Here is a 25576-nt window from a genome sequence, read left to right on the forward strand (position 1 = left end):
TATGCGTCACGAAATGCCAGCCCTTCGGGCTGGCATTTTTTTTTCCTGCGCTTCAACCTGCGCGCGCCTAATTTCGACCTGAGAAAAATGTAGTAATCTCAGGGGTAAACCGTTTAACTTTCGCATGTCAAAAACTCTGTCAGGATGGTTATGTCTAACAGCGCAATGAGCGTGGTGATCCTTGCTGCCGGCAAGGGAACCCGTATGTATTCCGATCTGCCCAAAGTTCTGCATACCCTTGCAGGCAAACCCATGGTTCAGCACGTGATCGACGCCGCAACCGGCCTCGGCGCGCGCCATATTCACCTGGTGTATGGTCACGGCGGCGACCGGCTGAAGGCCACGCTGACCGAGCCGTCGCTCAACTGGGTGCTGCAGGCGGAACAGCTCGGCACCGGCCACGCAATGCAGCAGGCCGCTCCCGCATTCGCTGACGACGAAGATATCCTGATGCTTTACGGCGATGTGCCGCTGATCTCTCAGGAGACGCTGCAGCGTCTGCGCGACGCCAAACCTGAAGGTGGCATCGGCCTGCTGACGGTGGTGCTGGACAACCCAGGCGGCTACGGGCGCATCGTGCGCGAAAACAGCGCCATCGTCGGCATTGTCGAGCAGAAAGACGCTACGCCCGAACAGCTGAAGATCACCGAAATCAATACCGGCATCCTGATCGCCAACGGCGGCGATCTGAAGCGCTGGCTGGCCCAGCTCACCAATAACAATGCGCAGGGCGAATACTACATCACCGATATCATTGCGCTGGCGCACCAGGAAGGGCGACAGATCAACGCGGTGCACCCGGCGCGCGTCAGCGAAACCGACGGCGTTAACAACCGTCTGCAGCTGGCGACGCTGGAGCGGGTTTATCAGAGCGAACAGGCGGAAAAACTGCTGCTGGCGGGCGTGATGCTGCGCGATCCGGCGCGCTTCGATCTGCGCGGCGTTTTGCGCCACGGTCGCGACGTCGAGATCGACGTCAATGTCATTATCGAAGGCGAGGTCAGCCTTGGCGACCGCGTGAAAATCGGCGCGGGCTGCATCATTAAAAACAGCGTCATTGGCGACGACTGCGAAATCAGCCCCTATTCGGTGATCGAGGATGCGAATCTCGCCGCCGACTGCACCGTCGGGCCTTTCGCCCGTCTGCGTCCAGGCAGCGAGCTGGCGCAGGCCGCTCACGTCGGGAACTTTGTCGAAATGAAGAAGGCGACGCTGGGCAAAGGCTCGAAGGCGGGACATCTGAGCTATCTCGGCGACGCGGAGATAGGCGCCAACGTCAACATCGGCGCGGGCACTATCACCTGCAACTACGATGGCGCGAACAAATCCAAAACCCTTATCGGCGACAACGTCTTCGTCGGCTCCGATACGCAGCTGGTAGCGCCGGTCAACGTGGCGGCGGGCGCAACAATCGCGGCGGGCACCACGGTAATGAAAGACGTTACCGAGGCGTCGCTGGTCTACAACCGCAAAGAGCAGAACAGCAAAGCGGACTGGCAGCGTCCGGCGAAGAAAAAGTAATTTTTAGCGGCCAGCCGCGTGCTGGCCGCCGCAGTAACACAATAATAATCCCCACTCTCTACAAGGCTCGGGGAGCCCGGCAAAGCCGGTTATCAGGTCGTATGACAACGAAAGATGGTCGAAAGCCATCAGGTCAGGAATAACATTTATGTGTGGAATTGTAGGTGCAGTAGCGCAGCGCGATATCGCAGAGATTCTGCTGGAAGGCCTGCGTCGCCTGGAGTATCGCGGTTATGATTCGGCCGGTCTGGCCGTGGTTGATCGTCAGGGCCACGTGACGCGACTGCGTCGCGTCGGCAAAGTGCAGATGCTGGCGGAGGCTGCCGAGCAGCAGCCGCTGATCGGCGGCACCGGCATCGCTCATACGCGCTGGGCAACCCACGGCGAACCGTCGGAGGCCAACGCGCATCCGCACGTCTCAGAGCAAATCATCGTGGTGCATAACGGCATTATCGAAAACCATGAGCCGCTGCGTGAAGCGCTGATCGCGCGCGGTTATCGCTTCGCATCCGAAACCGACACCGAAGTGGTGGCGCATCTGGTGCACTGGGAGCAGAAACAGGGCGGCACGCTGCGCGACGTCGTGCTGCGCGTCATTCCTCAGCTGCGCGGCGCCTATGGCATGGTGATCATGGACAGCCGCGATCCGTCGCTGCTGGTGGCCGCACGTTCGGGCAGCCCGCTGGTGATTGGCCGCGGCGTCGGCGAGAACTTTATCGCCTCCGATCAGCTGGCGCTGCTGCTGGTGACGCGCCGCTTCATCTATCTGGAAGAGGGCGACATTGCCGAGATTAGCCGACGCGACGTCACTATCGTCGATCGTGCGGGCAACGCGGTGCAGCGCGCCGAGATCGAATCGAGCGTGCAGTACGACGCGGGCGATAAGGGCATTTATCGCCACTATATGCAGAAAGAGATTTACGAGCAGCCAATGGCGATTAAAAACACCTTAACCGGTCGTTTCAGCCATGGCGAAGTCGATCTCAGCGAGCTGGGTCCGCACGCCGAAGCGCTGCTGAGCCAGGTCGAGCATATACAGATCATCGCCTGCGGCACCTCCTATAACTCCGGTATGGTGGCGCGTTACTGGTTCGAGTCGCTGGCGAATATTCCCTGCGACGTCGAGATCGCCTCTGAATTCCGCTACCGCAAATCGGCGGTGCGCAAAAACAGTCTGCTGATTACCCTGTCGCAGTCCGGCGAAACCGCCGATACGCTGGCGGCGCTGCGTCTGACCAAAGAGCTGGGCTACCTCGGTTCGCTGGCGATCTGCAACGTCGCGGGCTCTTCGCTGGTGCGCGAGTCGGATCTGGCGCTGATGACCAAAGCGGGCACTGAAATCGGCGTTGCCTCGACCAAAGCTTTTACTACACAGCTTACCGTGCTGCTGATGCTGGTGGCGAAAGTGGGCCGCCTGCGCGGCATGTCGGCGGAAACCGAGCACGAGATCGTGCACGGCCTGCAGGCGCTGCCGAGCCGCATCGAACAGATGCTGGCGCAGGACAAGCGTATCGAACTGCTGGCGGAAGATTTCTCCGACAAGCATCACGCGCTGTTCCTCGGCCGCGGCGATCAGTATCCGATCGCTATGGAAGGGGCGCTCAAGCTGAAAGAAATCTCCTATATCCATGCCGAAGCCTACGCCGCTGGCGAGCTGAAGCACGGTCCGCTGGCGCTGATCGACGCCGATATGCCGGTGATCGTGGTGGCGCCGAACAACGAGCTGCTGGAAAAGCTGAAGTCCAATATTGAAGAGGTGCGCGCGCGCGGCGGTCTGCTGTACGTGTTTGCCGATCAGGACGCCGGCTTCAGCGACAGCGACGGCATGAAGATTATTTCTCTGCCGCACGTGGAAGAGGTGATCGCGCCTATTTTCTACACCGTGCCGCTGCAGCTGCTCTCTTATCACGTCGCGCTGATTAAAGGCACCGACGTGGATCAGCCGCGTAACCTGGCGAAGTCAGTGACGGTAGAGTAAACAAGCGGGCCCGGAAACGGGCCCTTTTACTTTTTGTTCGCTGTCATATAACTGTCACATTTCCTACATTTCACTGTCATCAAACTGTCCTATTTTCCCTCCTGCAGCAATCACTGACTCCAACTACAACGGCTCCGAGCCTGAGATTAACTCCCCTGGAGGGAACATGACACTGATGCGTAGCACCGTAGCCCGAATCCTTACCGCCACTCTCGCCGTAAGCGCGGTTTCTGCCTTTGCAGCCACCGATCTGACAGGCGCGGGCGGTACTTTCCCGGCGCCGGTTTATGCCAAGTGGGCAGCAGAATATCAGCAAGCCACCGGTAGCAAAATCAACTACCAGGGCATTGGTTCATCCGGCGGCGTTAAGCAGATTATCGCGAAAACCGTGGATTTTGGCGCGTCAGATGCGCCGATGAAAGATGAAGACCTGCAGAAAAACGGCCTGTTTCAGTTCCCGACCGTCATTGGCGGCGTCGTGCTGGCCGTCAACATCCCGGGCGTGAAATCAGGCGAACTGACGCTCGACGGCAAAACCGTCGGCGATATCTATCTGGGCAAAATCAAAAAGTGGAACGACGCGGCGATCGCTAAGCTGAACCCGGGCGTGAAACTGCCAGATACCAACATCAACGTGGTGCGCCGCGCAGATGGTTCCGGTACCTCATTCGTCTTCACCAGCTATCTGGCGAAGGTCAACGAGGAGTGGAACAGCAAAATCGGCAAAGGCAACACCGTTAACTGGCCGGCCGGTCTGGGCGGCAAAGGCAACGACGGCGTCGCGGCGTTTGTACAGCGTCTGCCGGGTTCAATCGGCTATGTCGAATACGCCTATGCCAAACAGAACAACCTGACCTACACCAAACTGGTCGATGCAGACGGCAAGCCGGTCGCGCCAAGCGAAACCAGCTTCTCTAACGCGGCGAAAGGCGCAGACTGGAGCAAATCCTTTGCGCAGGACCTGACCTTCCAGAAAGGTAACGATGCGTGGCCGATCACTTCCACCACCTTCATCCTCGTCTATAAAGATCAGGCGAATGCCGAGAAGGGCAGCGAAGTGCTGAAGTTCTTCGACTGGGCATACAAAAACGGCGACAAAACCGCAACCAGCCTGGACTACGCCACTCTGCCGGATAGCGTAACCCAGCAGATCCGCGACGCCTGGAAAGCCAATATCAAAGACAGCTCTGGCAAAGCGCTCTACCAGTAAGCGAACAACTCCGGCCGGACGCGCGTCCGGCCAGATCGAAAAGGGCGGCCTCACGCCGCCCTGACAACCTCTGAAGAATGAGACTTCTATGGCTGCAACGAAGCCGGCATTCAAAGCCCCCGGTAAGCAAGGTGACATGATTTTCGGCGCGCTGGTTAAACTGGCTGCGCTGATTGTCCTGTTGCTGTTGGGCGGCATTATCGTCTCCCTGATTTTCTCCTCCTGGCCAAGCATCCAGAAATTTGGGTTTTCCTTCCTGTGGAACAAAACCTGGGATGCGCCGAACGAAGAATTTGGCGCGCTGGTGCCGATCTACGGCACCCTCGTGACCTCGCTGATTGCGCTGATTATCGCCGTGCCGGTGAGCTTCGGCATCGCGCTGTTTCTGACGGAGCTTTCGCCTGGCTGGCTGCGCCGTCCGCTCGGCACCGCCATTGAGCTGCTGGCGGCGATCCCCAGCATCGTTTACGGCATGTGGGGCCTGTTTATCTTCGCGCCGCTGTTCGCCGAATATTTCCAGACGCCGGTCGGCGAAATTATGTCGAACATCCCCTTTGTCGGCGCGCTCTTTTCCGGTCCAGCCTTCGGCATCGGCATCCTGGCGGCGGGCGTCATTCTGGCGATCATGATCATTCCTTACATCGCCTCGGTGATGCGCGACGTGTTCGAGCAGACGCCGGTGATGATGAAAGAGTCTGCCTACGGTATCGGCTGCACCACCTGGGAAGTGATCTGGCGCATCGTGCTGCCGTTCACCAAAAACGGCGTGATTGGCGGCGTGATGCTCGGCCTGGGACGGGCGCTGGGCGAAACCATGGCGGTCACCTTTATCATCGGCAACACCTACCAGCTCGACAGCCCTTCGCTGTTTATGCCGGGCAACAGCATTACTTCCGCGCTGGCGAACGAGTTCGCCGAAGCCGAGTCGGGCGTGCATGTCGCCGCGCTGATGGAGCTGGGACTGATCCTGTTCGTGATCACCTTTATCGTGCTGGCCATTTCCAAATTAATGATCCTGCGCCTGGCGAAAAGTGAAGGAGCGCGCTCATGACGACGATTGAACTGCAGGCTCGCGCCGAACTGGACGCGTCGCGCCGTAAAATGCAGGCCTGGCGCAGCACCAAGAATAAGATCGCGCTGGCGCTGTCGCTGCTGACCATGGCCTTCGGCCTGTTCTGGCTGGTGTGGATTCTGTTTACCACCGTGACGCGCGGCGTAGACGGGCTCAGCTGGTCGCTGTTTACCGAATCGACGCCGCCGCCCAATACCGCCGGCGGCGGTCTGGCCAACGCCCTGGCGGGCAGCGGCCTGCTGATTTTGTGGTCGACGGTGATCGGCACGCCGCTGGGCATCCTTGCGGGCGTCTATCTGGCGGAATATGGCCGCAAGTCGGCGCTGGCGGAAGTGATCCGTTTTATCAACGATATTCTGCTTTCGGCGCCGTCGATCGTGGTGGGCCTGTTCGTTTACACCATCGTAGTGGCGCAGATGCATCACTTCTCCGGCTGGGCGGGCGTGATCGCGTTGGCGCTGCTGCAGATCCCTATCGTTATCCGCACCACCGAAAATATGCTGCGGTTGGTGCCGGACAGCATGCGCGAAGCGGCCTACGCGCTCGGCACGCCGAAATGGAAGATGATCTCGGCGATTACGCTGAAGGCGTCGGTATCGGGCATTCTGACCGGCGTGCTGCTGGCAATCGCTCGTATCGCGGGCGAAACCGCGCCGCTGCTGTTTACCGCGCTGTCGAACCAGTTCTGGTCCACCGACATGATGCAGCCGCTGGCGAACCTGCCGGTCACCATCTTTAAGTTCGCGATGAGCCCCTTTGCCGAGTGGCAGAGCCTGGCCTGGGCGGGCGTGCTGATTATCACGCTCTGCGTGCTGCTGCTGAATATTCTGGCGCGCGTAATCTTCACCAAGAGCAAACACGGTTAACCTTCGGCGCTGCCTGGCGCGGCACTGTTTAAGAGAGACGAGCAATGAGTATCGCGACTTCCAACAGCGGTAAAATTCAGGTGCGTAACCTGAACTTCTATTACGGCAAATTTCACGCGCTGAAAAACATCAACCTGGACATCGCGAAGAACCAGGTCACCGCGTTTATCGGTCCGTCAGGCTGCGGCAAATCCACCCTGCTGCGCACCTTTAACAAAATGTACTCGCTCTATCCCGATCAGCGCGCCGAAGGCGACATTTTGCTGGATGGCGACAACATTCTGGCCTCCAGCCAGGATATCGCTCTGCTGCGCGCGCGCGTCGGCATGGTGTTCCAGAAACCGACCCCTTTCCCGATGTCGATCTACGACAATATCGCCTTTGGCGTGCGTCTGTTCGAAAAACTGTCGCGTGCCGATATGGACGAGCGCGTGCAGTGGGCGCTGAGCAAAGCGGCGCTGTGGAATGAAACCAAAGACAAGCTGCATCAGAGCGGATACAGTCTCTCTGGCGGCCAGCAACAGCGTCTGTGCATCGCGCGCGGCATCGCCATTCGCCCGGAAGTGCTGCTGCTGGACGAGCCCTGCTCGGCGCTGGACCCGATCTCGACCGGCCGTATTGAAGAGCTGATCACCGAGCTGAAGCAGGACTACACCGTGGTGATCGTGACGCATAATATGCAGCAGGCGGCGCGCTGTTCCGACCATACCGCCTTTATGTATTTGGGCGAGTTAATTGAGTTCAGCGATACCGACCGGCTGTTCACCAAACCGGCGCAGAAACAGACCGAAGATTACATTACCGGCCGCTACGGCTGATTTTCAGGAGATAAACATGGATAACCTCAATCTGAACAAGCATATCTCCGGTCAGTTCAATGCGGAGCTGGAACACATTCGCACCCAGGTGATGATTATGGGCGGCATGGTAGAGCAGCAGCTCACCGACGCTATCACCGCGATGCACAATCTTGACGGCGAGCTGGCGCAGCGCGTGATCGACGGCGACCAGAAGGTCAACATGATGGAAGTGGAGATCGATGAAGCCTGCGTGCGCATCATCGCCAAACGCCAGCCCACCGCCAGCGACCTGCGTCTGGTCATGGCGATTATCAAAACCATCTCCGAGCTGGAGCGTATCGGCGACGTAGCGGAAAAAATCAGCCGCACCGCGCTGGAGAAATTCGGTCAGCAGCATATGCCGCTGCTGGTGAGTCTGGAGTCGCTGGGCCGTCATACCGTAGAGATGCTGCACGACGTGCTGGACGCCTTCGCGCGTATGGATCTGACCGAAGCGATCCAGATCTACCGCGAAGACAAAAAGGTCGACAAAGAGTACGAAGGCATCGTGCGTCAGCTGATGACCTACATGATGGAAGATCCGCGCACCATCCCGAGCGTGCTGACTGCGCTGTTCTGCGCCCGCGCTATTGAGCGCATCGGCGATCGTTGTCAGAACATCTGCGAAATCATCTTCTACTTCGTAAAAGGTCAGGATTTCCGCCACGTCGGCGGCGATAAGCTGGATGAGCTGCTCTCCGGCGACGACGGCTCCAATAAACCCTCCTGATGATTCTCCGCCGTGCGCTGGCTGGCGCACGGCTTGCCGCTTTTTCTGTCCCACGCAACCGTTTCCTTTATATACTTGGCGCACTTTTTCTTTATCAAGGTGCTGATTCATGTCTCTTTCCCGCAGTAAGCAGAGCGTAACGCCTGCAAAGGCGATGCTGGCCGCGGTCAGCGGTTACGCGATGGATGGATTCGATCTGCTGATCCTGGGATTTATGCTGCCGGCGATTAGCCTGTCGCTGGCGCTGGATCCGTCGCAGGCGGGCTCGCTGGTTACCTGGACGCTGATTGGCGCGGTGGTGGGCGGTATTCTGTTCGGCCATCTCAGCGATCGTTTTGGCCGCATTCGCATCCTCACCGTCACCATTCTGATGTTCTCGATTTTCACCGGACTGTGCGCGGTGGCACAGGGCTACTGGGATCTGCTGGCATACCGCACACTGGCGGGCATGGGGCTGGGCGGCGAGTTCGGCATCGGCATGGCGCTGATTGCCGAAGCCTGGCCGGCGGAAAAGCGCAACCGCGCCTCGGCATGGGTCGGCATCGGCTGGCAGCTTGGCGTGCTGCTGGCGGCCTTTATCACGCCGCCGCTGCTGGGCGTCATCGGCTGGCGCGGCATGTTTCTGGTCGGTCTGCTGCCCGCGCTGTTCTCGTTTGTGCTGCGCCGCAGCATGGGCGAGCCGGAGGCCTTTACCCGACAGGCGAAGCTGACGCCGTCGCTGTCGTTCGCCGCGCGCCTGAAAATGCTGGTGCAGGATCGCGCTACCGCGAAAGCGAGCCTCGGCATCTTTATCCTGACGTCGGTGCAGAACTTCGGCTATTACGGGCTGATGATCTGGATGCCGAGCTATCTCTCCGCTAACTTCGGCTTCAGCCTGACCAAATCGGGATTATGGACCGCCGTCACCGTGGTCGGCATGACTTTCGGCATCTGGCTGTTCGGCGTGCTGGCGGACCGCTTTGCGCGCTGGAAAATTTTCCTGCTTTATCAGTTCGGCGCCGTGGCGATGGTGGTGATCTACGCGCAGCTGCGCGATCCCACCGTGATGCTGTTTACCGGCGCCCTGATGGGGATGTTCGTCAACGGCATGATTGGCGGCTATGGCGCGCTGATCTCCGACACTTTCCCGCCGCAGGCGCGCGCCACGGCGCAGAACGTCTTGTTCAATCTCGGGCGCGGCGTCGGCGGTTTCGGCCCGCTGGTGATTGGCCTGCTGGCGGCGAAAATTTCGTTTGCCGCGGCGATTACCCTGCTGGCGCTGATCTACCTGCTGGATATCGTCGCCACGCTCTTTTTGCTGCCGAAAAAGCAGGGTAACGACGATTCGCTGGGCGCGATTGGTTAAATCGCGGGGGATGAGTCGGCGACCAGCCGCCAGCCGCGCGCGCGCCACAGCGCAGGCAGCTCGGCCATATCGGTAAAGCGCGTCACCAGCGGGTGATCGATTTCAGGGTTGTGCGCGTCCGCGCAGTAGTAAAATACCGGGATGCCCGCCGCGATGCCGGCGCGGGCGCCCGCTTCGGAATCGTCCACCAGAATGCAGCGCTCGACAGGCACCTGCATCTGTTCGGCGGCGTAATGCATCAGCGCGGGATCGGGCTTCCAGCGCGAGATGTCGTAGCCGCTGTAGAGGCGATCGCGAAACCAGGGCAGCATGCCGGTCAGCCCCAGCGAGTGCTGCATCTTCTTTACCGTGCCGTTGGAGACCACGCACATCGGCACGGTTATTTTCTCTACCAGCGCTTTCGCGCCGGGAATTTCCGTCAGCGACGCGTCGAACAGGCGCGCCACCTCGGCGCGGTAGTCGGCCTCAAACGTCGCCTGCGGCAGCGTGGCGTGATGCGTTTCTCCGACGTCGCGAATAATGTCGTAGAGCTGGACGCCTTTGTACTTTTCGAACATCTCCTGTAACGAGCAGCTAATTCCGTAGCGGGCGAAGGTGTTGACGTACGCCTGGGTGCAGAGCAATTCGCTATCTACCAGGGTGCCGTCGCAGTCAAAAAACACGCACTCTACTGCCATCTGTCGCTATCCTTCTGTTTTCGAGAGAGCACACACTTTAACCTAATCGGCGCAGATTGCGATCCCGGAAACGGTTGCGAAAAATCATTGTATTGCCGCTGTAAAGCGGTCAGGATACGCGCCGAGTTCTTTTCATCAGGATCGTTGGCATGAGTAAACAAGGCCTTTTGCAGCGCGTTTTTAAGCTGCAGGAACATGGCACTACGGTGCGCACCGAAGTTATCGCCGGTGTCACCACTTTCCTGACGATGGTCTACATCGTCTTTGTTAACCCGCAGATTCTTGGCGTGGCAGGCATGGATACCCAGGCGGTATTCGTCACAACCTGTCTTATCGCTGCATTCGGCAGTATTTTGATGGGCCTGTTCGCCAATCTGCCGGTGGCGCTGGCGCCGGCGATGGGGCTCAACGCCTTTTTCGCCTTCGTGGTGGTCGGCGCGATGGGCTACTCGTGGCAGGTGGGCATGGGCGCCATTTTCTGGGGCGCGCTGGGGCTGCTGATCCTGACGCTGCTGCGCGTGCGCTACTGGATGATCGCCAATATCCCGCTGAGCCTGCGCGTGGGCATCACTGCCGGTATCGGTTTGTTTATCGCCATGATGGGGCTGAAGAACGCCGGCATCATCGTTGCGAATCCCGATACCATCGCCGCTGTCGGCAACCTGACCTCGCACAGCGTACTGCTCGGCGCGCTCGGCTTCTTTATCATCGCCATTCTGGCGTCGCGCAATATCCACGCGGCAGTGCTGATCTCGATGGTGATCACCACGGCTATCGGCTGGGCGCTGGGCGATGTGAAATTTGTCGGCCTTTTCTCCGCGCCGCCTGCGATCGGCAGCGTGGTCGGGCAGGTGGATATCAAAGGCGCGTTCAATATCGGCATGGCGGGCGTTATCTTCTCCTTTATGCTGGTTAACCTGTTCGACTCTTCCGGCACCCTGATCGGCGTCACCGACAAAGCGGGCCTGACCGATGAGACAGGCACGTTTCCGCGCATGAAGCAGGCGCTGTTTGTCGATAGCTTCAGCTCAGTAACCGGCGCGCTGGCAGGTACCTCGTCAGTGACCGCTTACATCGAGAGCTCGTCCGGCGTAGCGATCGGCGGCCGCACCGGCCTGATGGCGGTGGTGACCGGCGTGCTTTTTCTGCTGGTAATGTTCCTGTCGCCGCTGGCGGCGATGGTGCCGGGCTATGCGGCTGCGGGCGCGCTGATCTACGTCGGCGTGCTGATGACCGCCAGCCTGTCGCGCGTGCGCTGGGACGATCTCACCGAAGCGGTGCCGGCTTTCGTGACCGCGGCGATGATGCCGTTCAGCTTCTCGATTACCGAAGGTATCGCACTGGGCTTTATCGCCTACTGCGTGATGAAGCTGGGCACCGGCCGCTGGCGCGAGATCAGCCCCTGCGTGGTGGTCGTGGCGCTGCTGTTCGTGTTGAAAATCGCCTTTATCGACGCGCATTAAGAAGACGGCTCGGGCTCTATCGCAAACCGCAGAGTCGTCTGCAAGCGGGTGAGATGAACCGAAGAGCAAAGCGTCACGCGCCATGGATGGCGCGGGCCGAGCTGGCAGGTATGCCGTTTTTTGCGTCTTTGCGATCGGTTCATCTCGCCCGCGTTGGCACCATTGCCCCGTAAAAAAAGCCGCTTAAGCGGCTTTTTTTATACCTCTGGATGGAGCCTGCGCTCCCGCGGCGAGCTCGCCAGACGCAGCGTGCGCGGTCCGATATTGGGCTTGCTCATCTCTACGTCGCGCAGCGCATGCCACTCGCGCGAGGCATCAATTTCCCACAGGTGCAAACGTTGAGTTGCGGGCGACAGAGCGCATGACCACACCAGCGTCGGCTCGGCGTCGCACACCGCCTGAATATCGGGGTAGCTCGTCGAGCGCAGACGGCCGGCCGCGGGCTGCAGCCGCAGCGAGGCCATATTATCGTTACCTTCGCCGGTCAGCTTGAGAATGCTCTGGCGCAGCGTCCAGATTTGCGTCACCGCTTCCATAAAATCTTGTTGCGCATTGATCCAGGCGCGCTCGCCCGACGTAAGCGACTGCATCAGCTGCTCCTGCGTCTGGCGGCTATGGGCGCGCACGATCTCCATATCCAGCCCGGCGCGTCCGCCCTCTTCGGCCAGCAGCACGCCGACCATATTGCCGGCATAGGCGATGCTGAAATCGGGCAAATCGCGATCGGCAAAGGCGGGGCGGCCGTTGCTGTGGGTAACGAGAGCAGGAAGGGTGCTGATACCGTAAACGCGCAGCATCAGCTGCGCCAGCATCAGGCGAGCAAGCAAAAAACGGCCGCGGTATTTGTCAGGCAGCTGTCGCGCCTGATCGATGACATCCTGCGGCATGCGCATGGCGTCGGCGACAATGCCGCGATCGCCCATCCAACGTACAAAATGACCCGCCATCTGTCGCTCCGTGAAAATGGTCACTTAATCATCAGGGCGCATTGTAAGAATTTTCTGAGCATATTGCATCTGACATGCAACAGAATGACGCATATTCAGAATCGGCTGATAAAAAGCGGCGGGAAAAGAGAGGCCGCTACGCGCTTGCGCAGCGGCGGATTACCGTCAGGCCAGTTTGCACGCCTGGTCAAAACGCAGACGCGGCAGACGCGGATGCAGCTTCTCGCGATCGCCATAGCCGAGGTTGATTAACATATTCACCTGCCAGTTGCTGCCGGCGAAGAATGCCTCGTTGACTTTTGAAGGATCGAAACCTGACATCGGGCCGGCATCCAGCCCGAGCGCGCGCGCGGCCAGGATCAGATAGCCCGCCTGCAGGCTGCTGTTGCGAAAGGCGGTCTCTTTCACCAGTTCCGGGCTGCCGGTAAACCAGCTGCGCGCATCGGCGTGCGGAAACAGCTGCGGCAGCCGATCGTAAAACGCCATATCGTGGGCGACGATGACCGTCACCGGCGCGGTCATGGTCTTTTCCACATTGCCGGATGAGAGCGCCGGCTTCAGCTTCTCTTTGCCTTCCTGCGAGGTGACAAATACAAAGCGGCCTGGCGAGCAGTTGGCCGAGGTCGGACCAAGCGCAGTCAGCGCGTAGAGCTGCTCCAGAATGCCGTCTTCAAGGGGCTTGTCCTGCCAGTAGCTATGAGTGCGGGCTTCGTTAAATAATTGGTCGAGCGCGGTGTTGTCGAGCGGTGTATGCATTCTACTCTCCTTGGTCAGGCGGAAGCAGCCGCCTGAGACATGCCATTGTGAAGGCGTATCCGGGAAAACCGGTGCTTATCGTTTATACCCCAATAGCGATTCGTCGCCAAATAGCAAAGGTGCAAACAGGCGGCGTTTGGCTGAGGAGAGGGGCGAAAGTGCACAAATTGACGCTGTTTCCGATCATTTCCCAATACAGAAGCTGGAAAATATCCGTCCCAGCAAATCATCGGAGGTAAACTCGCCGGTGATCTCGCTTAGCGCCTGCTGCGCCAGCCGCAGCTCTTCCGCCAGCAGTTCGCCTGCCCACGCGCCCAAAAGCTGCGCCTTGCCCTGCTGTAAGTGAGTAGCTGCTAACTCCAGCGCCTGAAGATGACGCCGACGCGCCAGGAAGCCGCCTTCCATATTGCCGGAAAAGCCCATCGACTGTTTCAGATGGTCGCGCAGCGCATCCACGCCCGCGCCGGTGCGCGCCGAAAGACGAATAAGTGAGTGATGATTTACTTCTGTCAGACCCAGCGTTTCGCCAGTGACGTCCGCCTTATTGCGCACGACGGTAATCGGCAACGCAGCAGGCAGGCGCGAAACGAAGTCGGGCCAGATCTGCGCCGCTTCCGTGGCGTCGGTGGTGGTGCCGTCTACCATGAACAGCACGCGATCCGCCTGCTCGATCTCCTGCCAGGCGCGCTCGATGCCGATACGTTCGACTTCGTCGCTGGCCTCGCGCAGCCCGGCGGTATCGATGATATGCAGCGGCATGCCGTCGATATGAATATGTTCGCGCAGCACGTCGCGCGTGGTGCCGGCGATATCGGTAACGATTGCCGCTTCGCGTCCCGCCAGCGCATTCAGCAGGCTCGATTTACCCGCATTTGGCCGACCTGCGATCACCACTTTCATGCCTTCGCGCAGCAGGCTGCCCTGACGCGCTTCGGCGCGTACGGCGTCGAGATCGACGATTACCTCATCCAGCTGCGCTTCGATTTTACCGTCGGAAAGAAAATCGATCTCTTCATCGGGGAAGTCGATAGCCGCTTCGACGTAGATGCGCAGGTGGGTCAGCGCCTCTACCAGCTGGTTGATGCGAATCGAAAAGGCGCCCTGCAGCGAATTGACCGCAGAACGCGCCGCCTGTTCGGAGCTGGCGTCAATCAGATCGGCGATCGCCTCGGCCTGCGCCAGGTCGAGCTTGTCGTTGAGAAAGGCGCGCTCGGAAAACTCGCCCGGCTGGGCGATGCGCACGCCAGGCAGCGCCACGATGCGCTTCAGCAGCAGATCGAGGATCACCGGGCCGCCGTGGCCCTGCAGCTCCAGCACATCTTCGCCGGTAAAGGAGTTCGGGCCGGGAAACCACAGCGCAATGCCCTGATCCAGCACGCTGCCGTCAGCGTCTTTAAACGGCAGATAATCAGCGTAGCGCGCCTTCGGCAGCTTGCCGAGCACCTGCTGCGCCACCTCGGCAGCGCGCGCGCCGGAGATACGCAAAATACCGACGCCGCCGCGTCCGGGAGGCGTCGCCTGGGCGACGATAGTATCGCTGTGGCTCATGGAATTTTCTCTCGCTAAAAAATAAGGCGGTCTTATTGACCGCCTCAGGGTAAACCAGATTGTCAGACGAGCGTAAGCGCGTTACGCCTTCTTCTTGTCGCGGCTGTGCAGACCGCGTTTTTCCAGCCCGCGATAAATCAGCTGCTGCTGGAGAATGGTCACCAGGTTGCTGACGATGTAGTACAGCACCAGACCTGACGGGAACCACAGGAAGAACACGGTAAAGATAACCGGCATATAGGTCATGATCTTCTGCTGCATCGGATCGGTCACGGTGGTCGGTGACATCTTCTGAATGAAGAACATGGTGATGCCCATCAGAATCGGCAGGATGTAGTAGGGGTCCTGCGCCGACAGGTCATGGATCCAGAGGATAAACGGCGCGTGGCGCAGCTCCACCGAACCAGACAGCATGTAATAAAGCGCAAGGAAGATCGGCATCTGAATCACCAGCGGCAGACAGCCGCCCAGCGGGTTGACCTTCTCCGCTTTATAGAGCGCCATCATCTCCTGGCTCTGCTTCTGCTTGTCGTCGCCCAGGCGCTCACGCATCGCCTGAATCTTCGGCTGCAGCATGCGCATTTTCGCCATCGAGGTGTACTGCGCCTTCGTCAGCGGGTACATGATACCGCGCACGATAAAGGTGATGACGATGATGGAGAAGCCCCAGTTGCCGATAAAGCTATGGATAAACTTCAGCAGCTTAAACAGCGGCTGAGAGATAAACCACAGCCAGCCGTAGTCGACGGTCAGGTCGAGATGCGGCGCGACGGCAGCCATCTTGTCCTGAATTTCCGGTCCGACCCACAGCGTTGCGCCCAGATCCTGCTGCTGACCCGCAGCCACGGTGACCGGCGCGGATTTGTAGCCGATCGCCGCAATGCCGTTGCCCAGGTTGCTGGTATAGAGCGAATTATTGCCAGCGGTACGCGGCACCCATGCGGTAGCGAAGTACTGCTGCAGCATCGCAACCCAGCCGTTGCTGGTGGTGGCGTTGAGGTTTTCGTTATCCGCGATGGTATCGAATTTGTACTTTTCGTACTTCTCTTCGCTGGTGGAGTAGGCCGCGCCGCGGAAGGTGTGCAACGCAAAGTTGTTGCTGCCGGTATCGCGGTGCTTAGGCAGGTCGATGGTCTGCTTCAGCTGGCCGAACAGCGACACTTCCAGCGGCTGCTGTGTGGTGTTGTTGACGTTATAGTTCACGTCCACCGCGAATTCGCCGCGTTTGAAAACGAAGGTTTTGGTGTAAACCACGCCGTTTTCCGCGGTGTAGGTCATCGGCACGCGCAGTTCGGTCTGGCCGTCGGCCATTTCGAAGTGATCCTGTGCGGCGGTGAACAGCGGACGCGCGCCGTTGTTCGGGTTATCCGGTCCGTTGCGGCCAGTGAGCCCGCTCTGTGCCTGATAAACGAAGGATGGCGTGGTCTCCAGCAGCTGGAACGGCTGGTCGGAACCCAGTTTGTCCGGGTAGGTCAGCAGCTGAGCTTGCTCGACATCGCCACCGCGGGTGTTGATATTCAATGACAGGACATCAGTCTTAACGGTGATCGTTTTGCCCTGGCCGCTGGCCGGTACGCCCTGGCTGGCGGCATCACCTGCTGCGCTGTTGGTGTTTTGCGTGGTCTGGGTCTGCTGCGGCTGCGGAGCGTGGTCCGTCTGCCAGGCTTGCCAGATCATGAAAGACACGAACAGAAAAGCGATGAGAAAAAGATTGCGTTGCGAATCCATCGTTAATGTTCTCTGGTATCAAAGGTTTTTTGGCGGCACAGGATCGTCACCACCCGGGTTCAAAGGGTGGCATTTTAATACGCGTTTGAATGTCAACCAACTGCCTTTTATCAGGCCAAACCTGCGTAACGCCTCAATTCCATAATGAGAGCAGGTTGGCTGAAACCGACAGTGTGGTCCCAGCAAGGGGCTGATGCCGCGCTGATAGACGCGGATCAGGACGATCAGGAGCCGCGCGCCAGGCGACAGTGACGACGCCATAACTTCTCCAACGCTTCCGCCAACATACGGTTGTCGAGATCGGCAATCCCCTTTTTCGCCACAACGACGAAATCCATCGCCGGCAGTTCATGCTGAAGCAGACGAAAGCTTTCGCGGGTCAAACGTTTGATCCGGTTGCGTTCGTGCGCGCGCTTGACGTGCTTTTTAGCGACGGTAAGACCGATGCGGGGATGCCCCAGCGAATTAAGGCGGCCGAGGATGGTGATTTGCGGCGTGCCAGCCCGTTGTGGCTGCTGGAAGACGAAAGTGAAATGAGTGGGAGTTAACAAACGTAACTCCCTGGGAAATGCGAGCTTAACCACGAGGGTTAGCTTTTATTACTTAGAAACGGTCAGACGAGAACGGCCTTTAGCACGACGACGTGCCAGAACCTGACGACCATTTTTGGTTGCCATACGAGCACGGAAGCCGTGAGAACGGTTGCGCTTCAGTACGGACGGTTGAAAAGTGCGTTTCATGGCGATTTCTACCTAAACTTGAAAAATTTCACTGGGTGACGCGTTTTTGGGCCAGTAAAACGACCGACGCCTCAATGTGTCTTTAATAAAGAGGCGGGATTGTAATAATTGTACAGTCCGGAGTCAATTTACTTCGCTGGTCGCGGTACCTGGAAGCCCGGATACAGCCCGCTGAGTCCGGGCATTGGGCATAACGCGACAACGCCGGGGGAAGAATTATACGGTCTCCGCTTTAAAGCGCAAGGATCCCGCGGGATCTTCTTACGATCGGGCCGATGAAAATTACCGCAAAAACGAGAGGCCGCCTGAAAAACCGTCTCTTTTCCGACGATCCCCGCAGCTTTTTTCGCCAGCAGGCGTAAACTGTTTTACCTGTCCACGGCCTGTGGATAAAAAGGATCAAAACTGTGTAGAAAGTGAAGATCTCTGCCTCGCTTTGCGCTATGATCCGCCCTTCCGCTGACGATCCGGTCGCGATCCCAGGGACGGAAACCGCTGATAGCGGTCGCAGGCGCTTTCTACCGTCTGTGTCAAAAATGAACGTTTCTTTATTAGCGCCTACTATTTCTTATCGATTTTGTACAAGTGGAGTCCGCCGTGTCACTTACGCTCTGGCAACAGTGTCTTGCCCGTTTGCAGGATGAGCTTCCTGCCACCGAATTCAGCATGTGGATTCGACCGCTGCAGGCGGAGTTAAACGACAATACGCTGGCCTTGTATGCACCAAATCGGTTTGTGCTCGACTGGGTACGAGATAAATACATCAATAACATCAACGGGCTGCTGAACGAATTCTGCGGCGTAGACGTGCCTTTGCTGCGTTTCGAAGTCGGGACGCGTTCCGTGCAGCAGCAGCCTGCGGCGATGAGTCAGCCGGCGATGGCGAGCGTCAGCGCGCCCGCCCCGGTCGAGAGCCGTCCCGCGCCTGCGCAGATCCTGCGCCCAAGCTGGGACAACGTCCCGGCGCCGGCCGATGTGACCTACCGCTCCAATGTGAATAACCGCCACAACTTCGATAACTTCGTAGAGGGTAAATCCAACCAGCTGGCACGCGCGGCGGCGCGTCAGGTGGCGGACAATCCCGGCGGCGCCTATAACCCGCTCTTCCTTTATGGCGGCACCGGCCTGGGCAAAACCCACCTGCTGCACGCGGTCGGCAACGGCATCATCGCGCGCAAGCCGAATGCCAAAGTGGTCTATATGCACTCCGAGCGCTTTGTGCAGGATATGGTGAAGGCGCTGCAAAACAACGCCATTGAAGAGTTCAAGCGCTACTACCGCTCCGTCGACGCGCTGCTTATCGATGACATTCAGTTCTTCGCCAATAAAGAGCGCTCACAGGAGGAGTTTTTCCACACCTTCAACGCGCTGCTGGAAGGCAATCAGCAGATCATTTTGACCTCAGACCGTTATCCTAAAGAGATCAACGGCGTGGAAGATCGGTTGAAGTCGCGCTTCGGCTGGGGCCTGACGGTCGCCATCGAGCCGCCGGAGCTGGAAACGCGCGTGGCGATTCTGATGAAAAAAGCGGATGAGAACGATATTCGTCTGCCGGGCGAGGTCGCCTTTTTTATCGCCAAACGCCTGCGCTCCAACGTGCGTGAGCTGGAAGGGGCGTTGAACCGCGTGATCGCCAACGCTAACTTTACCGGCCGCGCCATCACTATCGATTTTGTGCGCGAAGCGCTGCGCGATCTGCTGGCGCTGCAGGAAAAGCTGGTCACCATCGACAATATTCAGAAGACGGTGGCCGAGTATTACAAAATTAAGGTCGCGGATCTGCTGTCCAAGCGCCGTTCGCGCTCGGTCGCGCGCCCACGCCAGATGGCGATGGCGATGGCGAAAGAGTTAACGAACCACAGTCTGCCGGAGATCGGCGACGCGTTCGGCGGCCGCGACCATACCACGGTGCTTCACGCCTGCCGTAAAATCGAGCAGCTGCGCGAAGAGAGCCACGACATAAAAGAAGATTTCTCTAATCTCATCCGAACTTTATCCTCCTGACGCTATGAAATTTATTGTTGAACGTGAGCAGTTGCTAAAGCCGCTGCAGCAAGTCAGCGGCCCATTAGGCGGGCGCCCGACGCTGCCGATCCTGGGAAATCTGCTGATGCAGGTCAACGACGGCACGCTGTTGCTGACCGGCACCGATCTGGAAATGGAGATGGTGGCGCGCGTAGCGCTGACCCAGCCGCACGAGCCGGGCGCCACCACCGTCCCGGCGCGTAAATTCCTCGACATCTGTCGCGGACTGCCCGAGGGCGCGGAGATTAACGTCACGCTGGAAGGCGAACGCATGCTGGTTCGCTCCGGGCGCAGCCGCTTTTCGCTCTCGACCCTGCCGGCCAGCGACTTTCCTAATCTGGACGACTGGCAGAGCGAAGTGGAGTTTACGCTGCCGCAGGCGACGCTGAAGCGTCTGATCGAGGCGACGCAGTTCTCCATGGCGCATCAGGACGTGCGCTACTACCTCAACGGCATGCTGTTTGAGACCGAAGGCGAAGAGCTGCGCACCGTCGCCACCGACGGCCACCGTCTGGCGGTCTGCTCGATGCCGATTGGCCAGGCGCTGCCGAATCATTCGGTGATCGTGCCGCGTAAAGGGGTCATTGAGCTGGTGCGTCTGCTGGATGGCGGCGAAACGCCCTTACAGCTGCAGATCGGCAGCAGCAATATCCGCGCGCACGTCGGCGACTTTATCTTTACGTCGAAGCTGGTGGATGGCCGCTTCCCCGACTATCGCCGCGTCCTGCCGAAAAATCCGGACAAATCGCTGGAAGCGGGCTGCGATATCCTCAAGCAGGCCTTCGCGCGCGCCGCTATTCTCTCGAATGAGAAATTCCGCGGCGTTCGCCTCTATATCACCGAGAATCAGCTGAAAATCACCGCTAACAACCCTGAACAGGAAGAGGCGGAAGAGATGCTGGACGTGACCTATGGCGGCAGCGAGCTGGAGATCGGCTTTAACGTTAGCTACGTGCTGGACGTGCTGAACGCGCTGAAGTGCGAGAATGTGCGTCTGCTGCTGACCGATTCGGTGTCGAGCGTGCAGATAGAAGATCTCGCCAGCCCGGCAGCCGCCTATGTCGTGATGCCCATGCGGTTATAGAATATATCGGCCTGGCTTACTTGCTACTTTACGTCCGGGCAGTGCTCGTCCCTGGTCACATACTTTAGTATGCTCCCAGGGCCTGCGCGCTGGCCGGACGCAAATTAGCGGCGACGCCGACGGCCTGGTGATGGTGAGGCTGTCGGCGTCGCCGTTTACGGTCTGGATCGCCTAATAGCGACACTTCTTAAATGCCTTCACGCTGGACTGATTCATGGCTTTAACCCGCCTCCTTATCAAAGACTTTCGTAATATCGAGCAGGCCGATCTGGCGCTGGCGCCGGGGTTTAATTTCCTGGTCGGCGCGAACGGCAGCGGCAAAACCAGCGTGCTGGAGGCGATCTACACGCTTGGTCATGGCCGCGCGTTTCGCAGCCTGCAGGCGGGGCGCGTGATCCGCCACGACGAAGCCGCCTTTGTGCTGCACGGCCGCATTGAGGGCAGCGAGCGGGAGATTTCGATCGGTCTGACCAAAAACCGCGCGGGCGACAGCAAGGTGCGTATCGACGGCAGCGACGGCCATAAAGTCGCAGAGCTGGCGCAGCTGCTGCCGATGCAGTTAATTACCCCCGAGGGGTTTACTTTGCTCAACGGCGGCCCCAAATACCGTAGAGCCTATGTCGACTGGGGCTGTTTTCACAACACGCCCGGTTTCTTCAACGCCTGGAGCAATTTGCGGCGCCTGCTGAAGCAGCGCAACGCCGCGCTGCGCCAGGTCACGCGCTACAGCCAAATCCGCGCCTGGGATCAGGAGCTGGTGCCGCTGGCGGAACAGATCAGCCAGTGGCGCGCGGAATACAGCGAAGCCATTTCGGCGGAGATCGTCGCCACCTGCGGGCAGTTTTTGCCGGAGTTCGCGCTGAATTTCTCTTTCCAGCGCGGCTGGGATAAAGAGAGCGCCTACGGCGATCTGCTGGAGCGCAATTTCGAGCGCGACCGCGCGCTGACCTACACCGCCAGCGGCCCGCATAAAGCGGATTTCCGCATTCGCGCCGACGGCACGCCGGTCGAAGATCTGCTGTCGCGCGGCCAGTTAAAACTATTGATGTGTGCATTGCGTCTGGCGCAGGGCGAGTTCCTGACGCGCCAGAGCGGACGCCGCTGTCTTTACCTGATTGATGACTTCGCCTCCGAGCTGGACGACAGCCGTCGGCGCCTGCTGGCGCAACGACTGAAAGCCACGCAGGCTCAGGTGTTTGTCAGCGCTATCGCCACCGATCATGTCATCGATATGAGTGACGAAAAGGGCAAGATGTTCCGCGTGGAACAGGGTAAAATAGCGGTTCAACCTGAAGATTAAATGAGCGAGAAACGTTGATGTCGAATTCTTATGACTCCTCAAGTATCAAAGTTCTGAAAGGGCTGGATGCGGTACGCAAACGTCCGGGTATGTATATCGGCGATACGGATGACGGCACCGGTCTGCACCACATGGTATTCGAGGTCGTGGATAACGCAATCGACGAAGCGCTCGCCGGTCACTGTAGTGATATCGTCGTGACCATTCATGCCGATAATTCCGTTTCCGTTCAGGATGATGGCCGTGGCATTCCCACCGGCATTCACGAAGAAGAGGGCGTTTCCGCTGCCGAAGTGATCATGACCGTGCTGCATGCAGGCGGTAAGTTCGACGACAACTCCTATAAAGTGTCGGGCGGTCTGCACGGCGTGGGCGTCTCGGTCGTGAACGCCCTGTCGCAGAAGCTGGAGCTGACCATTCGTCGCGAAGGCAAAGTGCACCAGCAAACTTACGTGCACGGCGTGCCTGAGGCACCGCTGAACGTCACCGGCGAAACCGATCTGACCGGCACCCGCGTGCGTTTCTGGCCGAGCCACGAAACCTTCACCAACGTTGTCGAGTTCGAATACGACATTCTGGCGAAGCGCCTGCGCGAACTCTCGTTCCTGAACTCCGGCGTATCAATTCGTCTGGAAGACAAGCGTGACGGCAAAGCCGATCACTTCCACTACGAAGGCGGCATTAAGGCGTTTGTCGAATACCTGAATAAGAACAAAACCCCTATCCATCCGAATGTGTTCTATTTCTCCACCGAGAAAGACGGCATTGGCGTGGAAGTGGCGCTGCAGTGGAATGACGGCTTCCAGGAGAACATCTACTGCTTCACCAACAACATTCCGCAGCGCGACGGCGGTACGCACCTCGCGGGCTTCCGCGCGGCGATGACGCGTACCCTGAACGCCTATATGGACAAAGAGGGCTACAGCAAGAAAGCGAAAGTCAGCGCCACCGGCGACGACGCCCGCGAAGGCCTGGTCGCGGTTGTATCGGTTAAAGTGCCGGATCCGAAGTTCTCTTCGCAGACCAAAGACAAGCTGGTCTCGTCCGAGGTGAAATCGGCGGTGGAACAGCAGATGAACGAACTGCTGAGCGAGTACCTGCTGGAAAACCCGAGCGACGCCAAAATTGTCGTCGGCAAGATCATTGACGCCGCCCGCGCCCGTGAAGCGGCCCGTCGCGCTCGCGAAATGACGCGTCGTAAGGGCGCGCTCGACCTGGCGGGTCTGCCGGGCAAGCTGGCGGATTGCCAGGAACGCGATCCGGCGCTCTCTGAAATCTACCTGGTGGAGGGTGACTCCGCAGGCGGTTCGGCCAAACAGGGTCGTAACCGTAAGAACCAGGCGATTCTGCCGCTGAAGGGTAAAATCCTTAACGTAGAGAAAGCGCGTTTCGACAAGATGCTCTCTTCGCAGGAAGTGGCGACGCTGATCACCGCGCTGGGCTGCGGCATCGGCCGTGACGAATACAACCCGGACAAGCTGCGCTATCACAGCATCATCATCATGACCGATGCGGACGTCGACGGCTCGCACATCCGTACGCTGCTGTTGACCTTCTTCTATCGTCAGATGCCGGAAATCATCGAGCGCGGCCACGTCTATATCGCGCAGCCGCCGCTCTACAAGGTGAAGAAAGGCAAGCAGGAGCAGTACATCAAAGACGATGAAGCGATGGATCAGTATCAGATCGCCATCGCCCTGGACGGCGCGACGCTGCACACCAACGCCAGCGCGCCGGCGCTGGGCGGCGAGCCGCTGGAAAATCTGGTCGCGGAGTTCAACAGCACGCAGAAGATGATCAAGCGTATGGAACGCCGCTATCCGGTTGCGCTGCTGCGCGCGCTGGTTTATCACCCAACGCTGAGCGATCTGAGCAACGAGGCTGAGGTTCAGGCCTGGCTGGACGCGCTGGTGGCTTTCCTGGCCGAGCGCGAAACGCACGGTAGCAGCTATGTCGCTCAGGTACGCGAAAACCGCGAGCAGAACATCTTCGAACCGGTTCTGCGCGTGCGCACGCACGGCGTCGACACCGATTATACGCTGGACGCCGAGTTCGTTCAGGGACCGGAGTACCGTAAAATCAACGCGCTGGGCGAGAAGCTGCGCGGCCTGATTGAGGAAGACGCCTACATCGAGCGCGGCGAGCGCCGTCAGCCGGTCGACAGCTTTGAGCAGGCCATCGAATGGCTGGTGAAAGAGTCGCGTCGCGGTCTGTCGGTACAGCGTTACAAAGGTCTGGGCGAGATGAACGCCGAGCAGCTGTGGGAAACCACGATGGATCCGGACAGCCGTCGCATGCTGCGCGTCACCATCAAGGACGCTATCGCCGCCGATCAGCTCTTCACCACGCTGATGGGCGATGCGGTTGAGCCGCGCCGCGCCTTTATCGAAGAGAACGCCCTGAAAGCGGCGAATATCGATATTTAAGCCAACAGACGACGACTAAAGCTAAAGCGTGGGTGACTGGAACCGAAGAGCAAAGCGTCCTGCGACAAGGACAAAAACGCCGGGAGCGTTTTTGAACAACGCAGCGCGTTGGCCCGTTTACGGGCGCGCCTCAGGAAGAGGCGCGTATTTGCGCGGGCCGAGCGGTCAGGGATGACGAACAGCGACTTTGCGATCGGTTCCAGTCACCCACGCCGGCCCCAGCTTGCAAACCCTTCCCATCCGGAAGGGTTTTTTTATGCCTGAAATGCCGCGAAACTGGTCATAGTGAGCTGAATCGCGCTAGCATTTAAGCCAAACCCTGACTCAACGAGGAAGCTATGGCGATTAAACTGGTTGCAATTGATATGGACGGCACGCTGCTTAACCCGCAGCACGAGATCACCGCTGGCGTTAAATCGGCTATCGATCGCGCGCATAAAAAAGGCGTTGCCGTGGTGCTGGCGACCGGTCGTCCATACGTAGGGATCCAGCGCTACCTGATGGAGCTCGGCCTGGTCGACGACGGTCAGTACTGCATCAGCTACAACGGCGCGCTGGTGCAGCAGGCGAAAGATGGCGAGTGCGTGGCGGAAATCACGCTGGGTTTTGACGACTATCTCTACATTGAACAACTGTCGCGCGAGCTGGGCGTCCATTTCCAGGCGTTCGACAAATCCTCGCTCTATACGCCGAACAAAGATCTCAGCGAATACACCATTCATGAGGCGAGCCTGACCGGCATTCCAGTGCGCTATCGCGCCGTGGAAGAGATGGACCGCGCCACGCGTTTTCCCAAGCTGATGATGATCGACAAACCCGATCTGCTGGATAGTGCGATTCAGCGTCTGCCCGCCAAAGCGCAGCAGAACTACACCATTCTCAAGAGCGCGCCTTATTACCTGGAGATCCTCGATCGCCGCGTCAACAAAGGGCAGGGCGTTAAAATGCTGGCGGAGAAGCTGGGTCTGGCGCGCGACGAGGTGATGGCGATTGGCGATCAGGAGAACGACCTGGCGATGATCGAGTACGCCGGCACGGGCGTCGCGATGGGCAACGCTATCGACTCCGTTAAGCAGATAGCGCAGTTCGTCACCAAAACCAATATGGAAGATGGTGTCGCGCACGCTATCGAAGAGCTGGTGCTTTAACTCCCTTCTGGATGGCATTCCGCCGTCCAGCCTCACACTTTTTACTTTCAAGGCGGGCCAGCTGGCTCGCATTGTCTGTTTTGTGATCTCCATTGTAGTACAAATTTATTTATGAGTACTACAATCAGCCTCACTCTTATCAGCTGAAATCAATTCGCTAGTAAAGGTCGGTC

At 58.9% G+C, this 25576-nt stretch carries 21 protein-coding genes and 1 pseudogene; 14 read left to right on the plus strand and 8 right to left on the minus strand.

Annotated features, from left to right (window positions below; translation table 11 throughout):
* The first annotated feature begins 150 nt into the window (after positions 1-150).
* The 8 genes from glmU (at position 151) to JS46_RS20805 (ending at position 9561) form a co-directional block, all read left to right on the plus strand.
* Positions 151-1521, plus strand: a complete 1371-nt coding sequence (glmU, locus tag JS46_RS20770) for a bifunctional UDP-N-acetylglucosamine diphosphorylase/glucosamine-1-phosphate N-acetyltransferase GlmU (protein ID WP_033755410.1) — start codon at positions 151-153, stop codon at positions 1519-1521.
* A 148-nt stretch (positions 1522-1669) separates the two neighbouring features.
* Positions 1670-3499, plus strand: a complete 1830-nt coding sequence (glmS, locus tag JS46_RS20775) for a glutamine--fructose-6-phosphate transaminase (isomerizing) (RefSeq protein WP_033755412.1) — start codon at positions 1670-1672, stop codon at positions 3497-3499.
* A 166-nt stretch (positions 3500-3665) separates the two neighbouring features.
* Positions 3666-4709 carry a phosphate ABC transporter substrate-binding protein PstS gene (gene pstS, locus JS46_RS20780; protein WP_033755414.1) on the plus strand — a complete coding sequence of 348 codons (1044 nt, stop codon included), beginning with the start codon at positions 3666-3668 and terminating at the stop codon, positions 4707-4709.
* 88 nt (positions 4710-4797) lie between these two features.
* On the plus strand, positions 4798-5760 hold the full coding sequence (gene pstC, locus JS46_RS20785; protein WP_033755417.1) for a phosphate ABC transporter permease PstC: 963 nt from the start codon (positions 4798-4800) through the stop codon (positions 5758-5760).
* Complete coding sequence (gene pstA / locus JS46_RS20790) at positions 5757-6647, plus strand: phosphate ABC transporter permease PstA (RefSeq protein ID WP_033755419.1); 891 nt, start codon at positions 5757-5759, stop codon at positions 6645-6647. Before pstC ends, pstA begins: the two co-directional genes overlap by 4 nt.
* Before the next feature lie 44 nt (positions 6648-6691).
* Positions 6692-7465, plus strand: coding sequence for a phosphate ABC transporter ATP-binding protein PstB (pstB, locus tag JS46_RS20795; RefSeq protein ID WP_033755421.1), 774 nt, complete (start codon positions 6692-6694; stop codon positions 7463-7465).
* A gap of 16 nt (positions 7466-7481) precedes the next feature.
* A complete protein-coding gene (phoU, locus tag JS46_RS20800; protein WP_033755423.1) occupies positions 7482-8216 on the plus strand; it encodes a phosphate signaling complex protein PhoU in 735 nt (244 codons plus the stop codon).
* A 109-nt stretch (positions 8217-8325) separates the two neighbouring features.
* Positions 8326-9561 (plus strand): MFS transporter, encoded by a 1236-nt coding sequence (locus JS46_RS20805; RefSeq protein WP_033755424.1) that lies wholly within the window; start codon positions 8326-8328, stop codon positions 9559-9561.
* Here the strand turns inward: JS46_RS20805 and yieH are convergent.
* The gene (gene yieH / locus JS46_RS20810; protein WP_033755427.1) at positions 9558-10238 is read right to left on the minus strand and encodes a 6-phosphogluconate phosphatase; all 681 of its coding nucleotides are present in this window, start codon (positions 10236-10238) and stop codon (positions 9558-9560) included. The genes JS46_RS20805 and yieH overlap by 4 nt on opposite strands.
* A gap of 149 nt (positions 10239-10387) precedes the next feature.
* On the opposite strand from yieH, the gene JS46_RS20815 reads away from it, so the two are divergent.
* Entirely contained in the window at positions 10388-11701 is a 1314-nt protein-coding gene (locus tag JS46_RS20815; RefSeq protein ID WP_033755429.1) for an NCS2 family permease, read from the plus strand.
* A 197-nt stretch (positions 11702-11898) separates the two neighbouring features.
* On the opposite strand, the gene JS46_RS20820 is transcribed toward JS46_RS20815, so the two are convergent.
* The 7 genes and pseudogenes from JS46_RS20820 to rpmH form a co-directional block, all read right to left on the minus strand.
* Entirely contained in the window at positions 11899-12648 is a 750-nt protein-coding gene (locus tag JS46_RS20820) for a 4'-phosphopantetheinyl transferase superfamily protein (RefSeq protein ID WP_033755431.1), read from the minus strand.
* A gap of 165 nt (positions 12649-12813) precedes the next feature.
* Positions 12814-13404, minus strand: a complete 591-nt coding sequence (locus JS46_RS20825; RefSeq protein ID WP_033755434.1) for a malonic semialdehyde reductase — start codon at positions 13402-13404, stop codon at positions 12814-12816.
* A gap of 183 nt (positions 13405-13587) precedes the next feature.
* Positions 13588-14952: a tRNA uridine-5-carboxymethylaminomethyl(34) synthesis GTPase MnmE gene (gene mnmE, locus JS46_RS20830; protein ID WP_033755437.1), complete on the minus strand. Its 1365-nt coding sequence runs from the start codon at positions 14950-14952 to the stop codon at positions 13588-13590.
* 81 nt (positions 14953-15033) lie between these two features.
* Positions 15034-16680: a membrane protein insertase YidC gene (yidC, locus tag JS46_RS20835; protein ID WP_033755440.1), complete on the minus strand. Its 1647-nt coding sequence runs from the start codon at positions 16678-16680 to the stop codon at positions 15034-15036.
* 2 nt (positions 16681-16682) lie between these two features.
* Positions 16683-16941 (minus strand): annotated as a pseudogene (gene yidD / locus JS46_RS23650) (membrane protein insertion efficiency factor YidD).
* A complete protein-coding gene (rnpA, locus tag JS46_RS20840; RefSeq protein WP_033755442.1) occupies positions 16905-17264 on the minus strand; it encodes a ribonuclease P protein component in 360 nt (119 codons plus the stop codon). Before rnpA ends, yidD begins: the two are co-directional and overlap by 37 nt.
* A gap of 15 nt (positions 17265-17279) precedes the next feature.
* Positions 17280-17420 (minus strand): 50S ribosomal protein L34, encoded by a 141-nt coding sequence (gene rpmH / locus JS46_RS23655; protein ID WP_003849659.1) that lies wholly within the window; start codon positions 17418-17420, stop codon positions 17280-17282.
* A gap of 597 nt (positions 17421-18017) precedes the next feature.
* On the opposite strand from rpmH, the gene dnaA reads away from it, so the two are divergent.
* The 5 genes from dnaA to yidA all read left to right on the plus strand — a co-directional run bounded on the left by dnaA (position 18018) and on the right by yidA (position 25403).
* Positions 18018-19424, plus strand: a complete 1407-nt coding sequence (gene dnaA, locus JS46_RS20845) for a chromosomal replication initiator protein DnaA (RefSeq protein WP_033755444.1) — start codon at positions 18018-18020, stop codon at positions 19422-19424.
* 4 nt (positions 19425-19428) lie between these two features.
* Complete coding sequence (dnaN, locus tag JS46_RS20850) at positions 19429-20529, plus strand: DNA polymerase III subunit beta (RefSeq protein ID WP_033755447.1); 1101 nt, start codon at positions 19429-19431, stop codon at positions 20527-20529.
* 214 nt (positions 20530-20743) lie between these two features.
* Positions 20744-21829 carry a DNA replication/repair protein RecF gene (gene recF / locus JS46_RS20855; RefSeq protein ID WP_033755450.1) on the plus strand — a complete coding sequence of 362 codons (1086 nt, stop codon included), beginning with the start codon at positions 20744-20746 and terminating at the stop codon, positions 21827-21829.
* Between the two features lie 17 nt (positions 21830-21846).
* Positions 21847-24255: a DNA topoisomerase (ATP-hydrolyzing) subunit B gene (gene gyrB / locus JS46_RS20860; protein ID WP_033755452.1), complete on the plus strand. Its 2409-nt coding sequence runs from the start codon at positions 21847-21849 to the stop codon at positions 24253-24255.
* A 338-nt stretch (positions 24256-24593) separates the two neighbouring features.
* Positions 24594-25403 carry a sugar-phosphatase gene (yidA, locus tag JS46_RS20865; RefSeq protein ID WP_033755453.1) on the plus strand — a complete coding sequence of 270 codons (810 nt, stop codon included), beginning with the start codon at positions 24594-24596 and terminating at the stop codon, positions 25401-25403.
* Positions 25404-25576 lie beyond the last annotated feature (173 nt).

The organism is Pantoea sp. NGS-ED-1003 (genome assembly GCF_000738765.1).
GTDB lineage: Bacteria > Pseudomonadota > Gammaproteobacteria > Enterobacterales > Enterobacteriaceae > Pantoea > Pantoea septica.

Coding starts and splice junctions, on each gene's coding strand:
- phoU (WP_033755423.1), top strand. CDS start 7,482: ATGGATAACCTCAATCTGAACAAGCATATCTCCGGTCAGTTCAATGCG.
- dnaN (WP_033755447.1), top strand. CDS start 19,429: ATGAAATTTATTGTTGAACGTGAGCAGTTGCTAAAGCCGCTGCAGCAA.
- yidA (WP_033755453.1), top strand. CDS start 24,594: ATGGCGATTAAACTGGTTGCAATTGATATGGACGGCACGCTGCTTAAC.
- pstB (WP_033755421.1), top strand. CDS start 6,692: ATGAGTATCGCGACTTCCAACAGCGGTAAAATTCAGGTGCGTAACCTG.
- pstA (WP_033755419.1), top strand. CDS start 5,757: ATGACGACGATTGAACTGCAGGCTCGCGCCGAACTGGACGCGTCGCGC.
- JS46_RS20815 (WP_033755429.1), top strand. CDS start 10,388: ATGAGTAAACAAGGCCTTTTGCAGCGCGTTTTTAAGCTGCAGGAACAT.
- yidC (WP_033755440.1), bottom strand. CDS start 16,680: ATGGATTCGCAACGCAATCTTTTTCTCATCGCTTTTCTGTTCGTGTCT.
- pstS (WP_033755414.1), top strand. CDS start 3,666: ATGACACTGATGCGTAGCACCGTAGCCCGAATCCTTACCGCCACTCTC.
- JS46_RS20805 (WP_033755424.1), top strand. CDS start 8,326: ATGTCTCTTTCCCGCAGTAAGCAGAGCGTAACGCCTGCAAAGGCGATG.
- rpmH (WP_003849659.1), bottom strand. CDS start 17,420: ATGAAACGCACTTTTCAACCGTCCGTACTGAAGCGCAACCGTTCTCAC.
- recF (WP_033755450.1), top strand. CDS start 20,744: ATGGCTTTAACCCGCCTCCTTATCAAAGACTTTCGTAATATCGAGCAG.
- mnmE (WP_033755437.1), bottom strand. CDS start 14,952: ATGAGCCACAGCGATACTATCGTCGCCCAGGCGACGCCTCCCGGACGC.
- yieH (WP_033755427.1), bottom strand. CDS start 10,238: ATGGCAGTAGAGTGCGTGTTTTTTGACTGCGACGGCACCCTGGTAGAT.
- glmU (WP_033755410.1), top strand. CDS start 151: ATGTCTAACAGCGCAATGAGCGTGGTGATCCTTGCTGCCGGCAAGGGA.
- JS46_RS20825 (WP_033755434.1), bottom strand. CDS start 13,404: ATGCATACACCGCTCGACAACACCGCGCTCGACCAATTATTTAACGAA.
- gyrB (WP_033755452.1), top strand. CDS start 21,847: ATGTCGAATTCTTATGACTCCTCAAGTATCAAAGTTCTGAAAGGGCTG.
- JS46_RS20820 (WP_033755431.1), bottom strand. CDS start 12,648: ATGGCGGGTCATTTTGTACGTTGGATGGGCGATCGCGGCATTGTCGCC.
- pstC (WP_033755417.1), top strand. CDS start 4,798: ATGGCTGCAACGAAGCCGGCATTCAAAGCCCCCGGTAAGCAAGGTGAC.
- glmS (WP_033755412.1), top strand. CDS start 1,670: ATGTGTGGAATTGTAGGTGCAGTAGCGCAGCGCGATATCGCAGAGATT.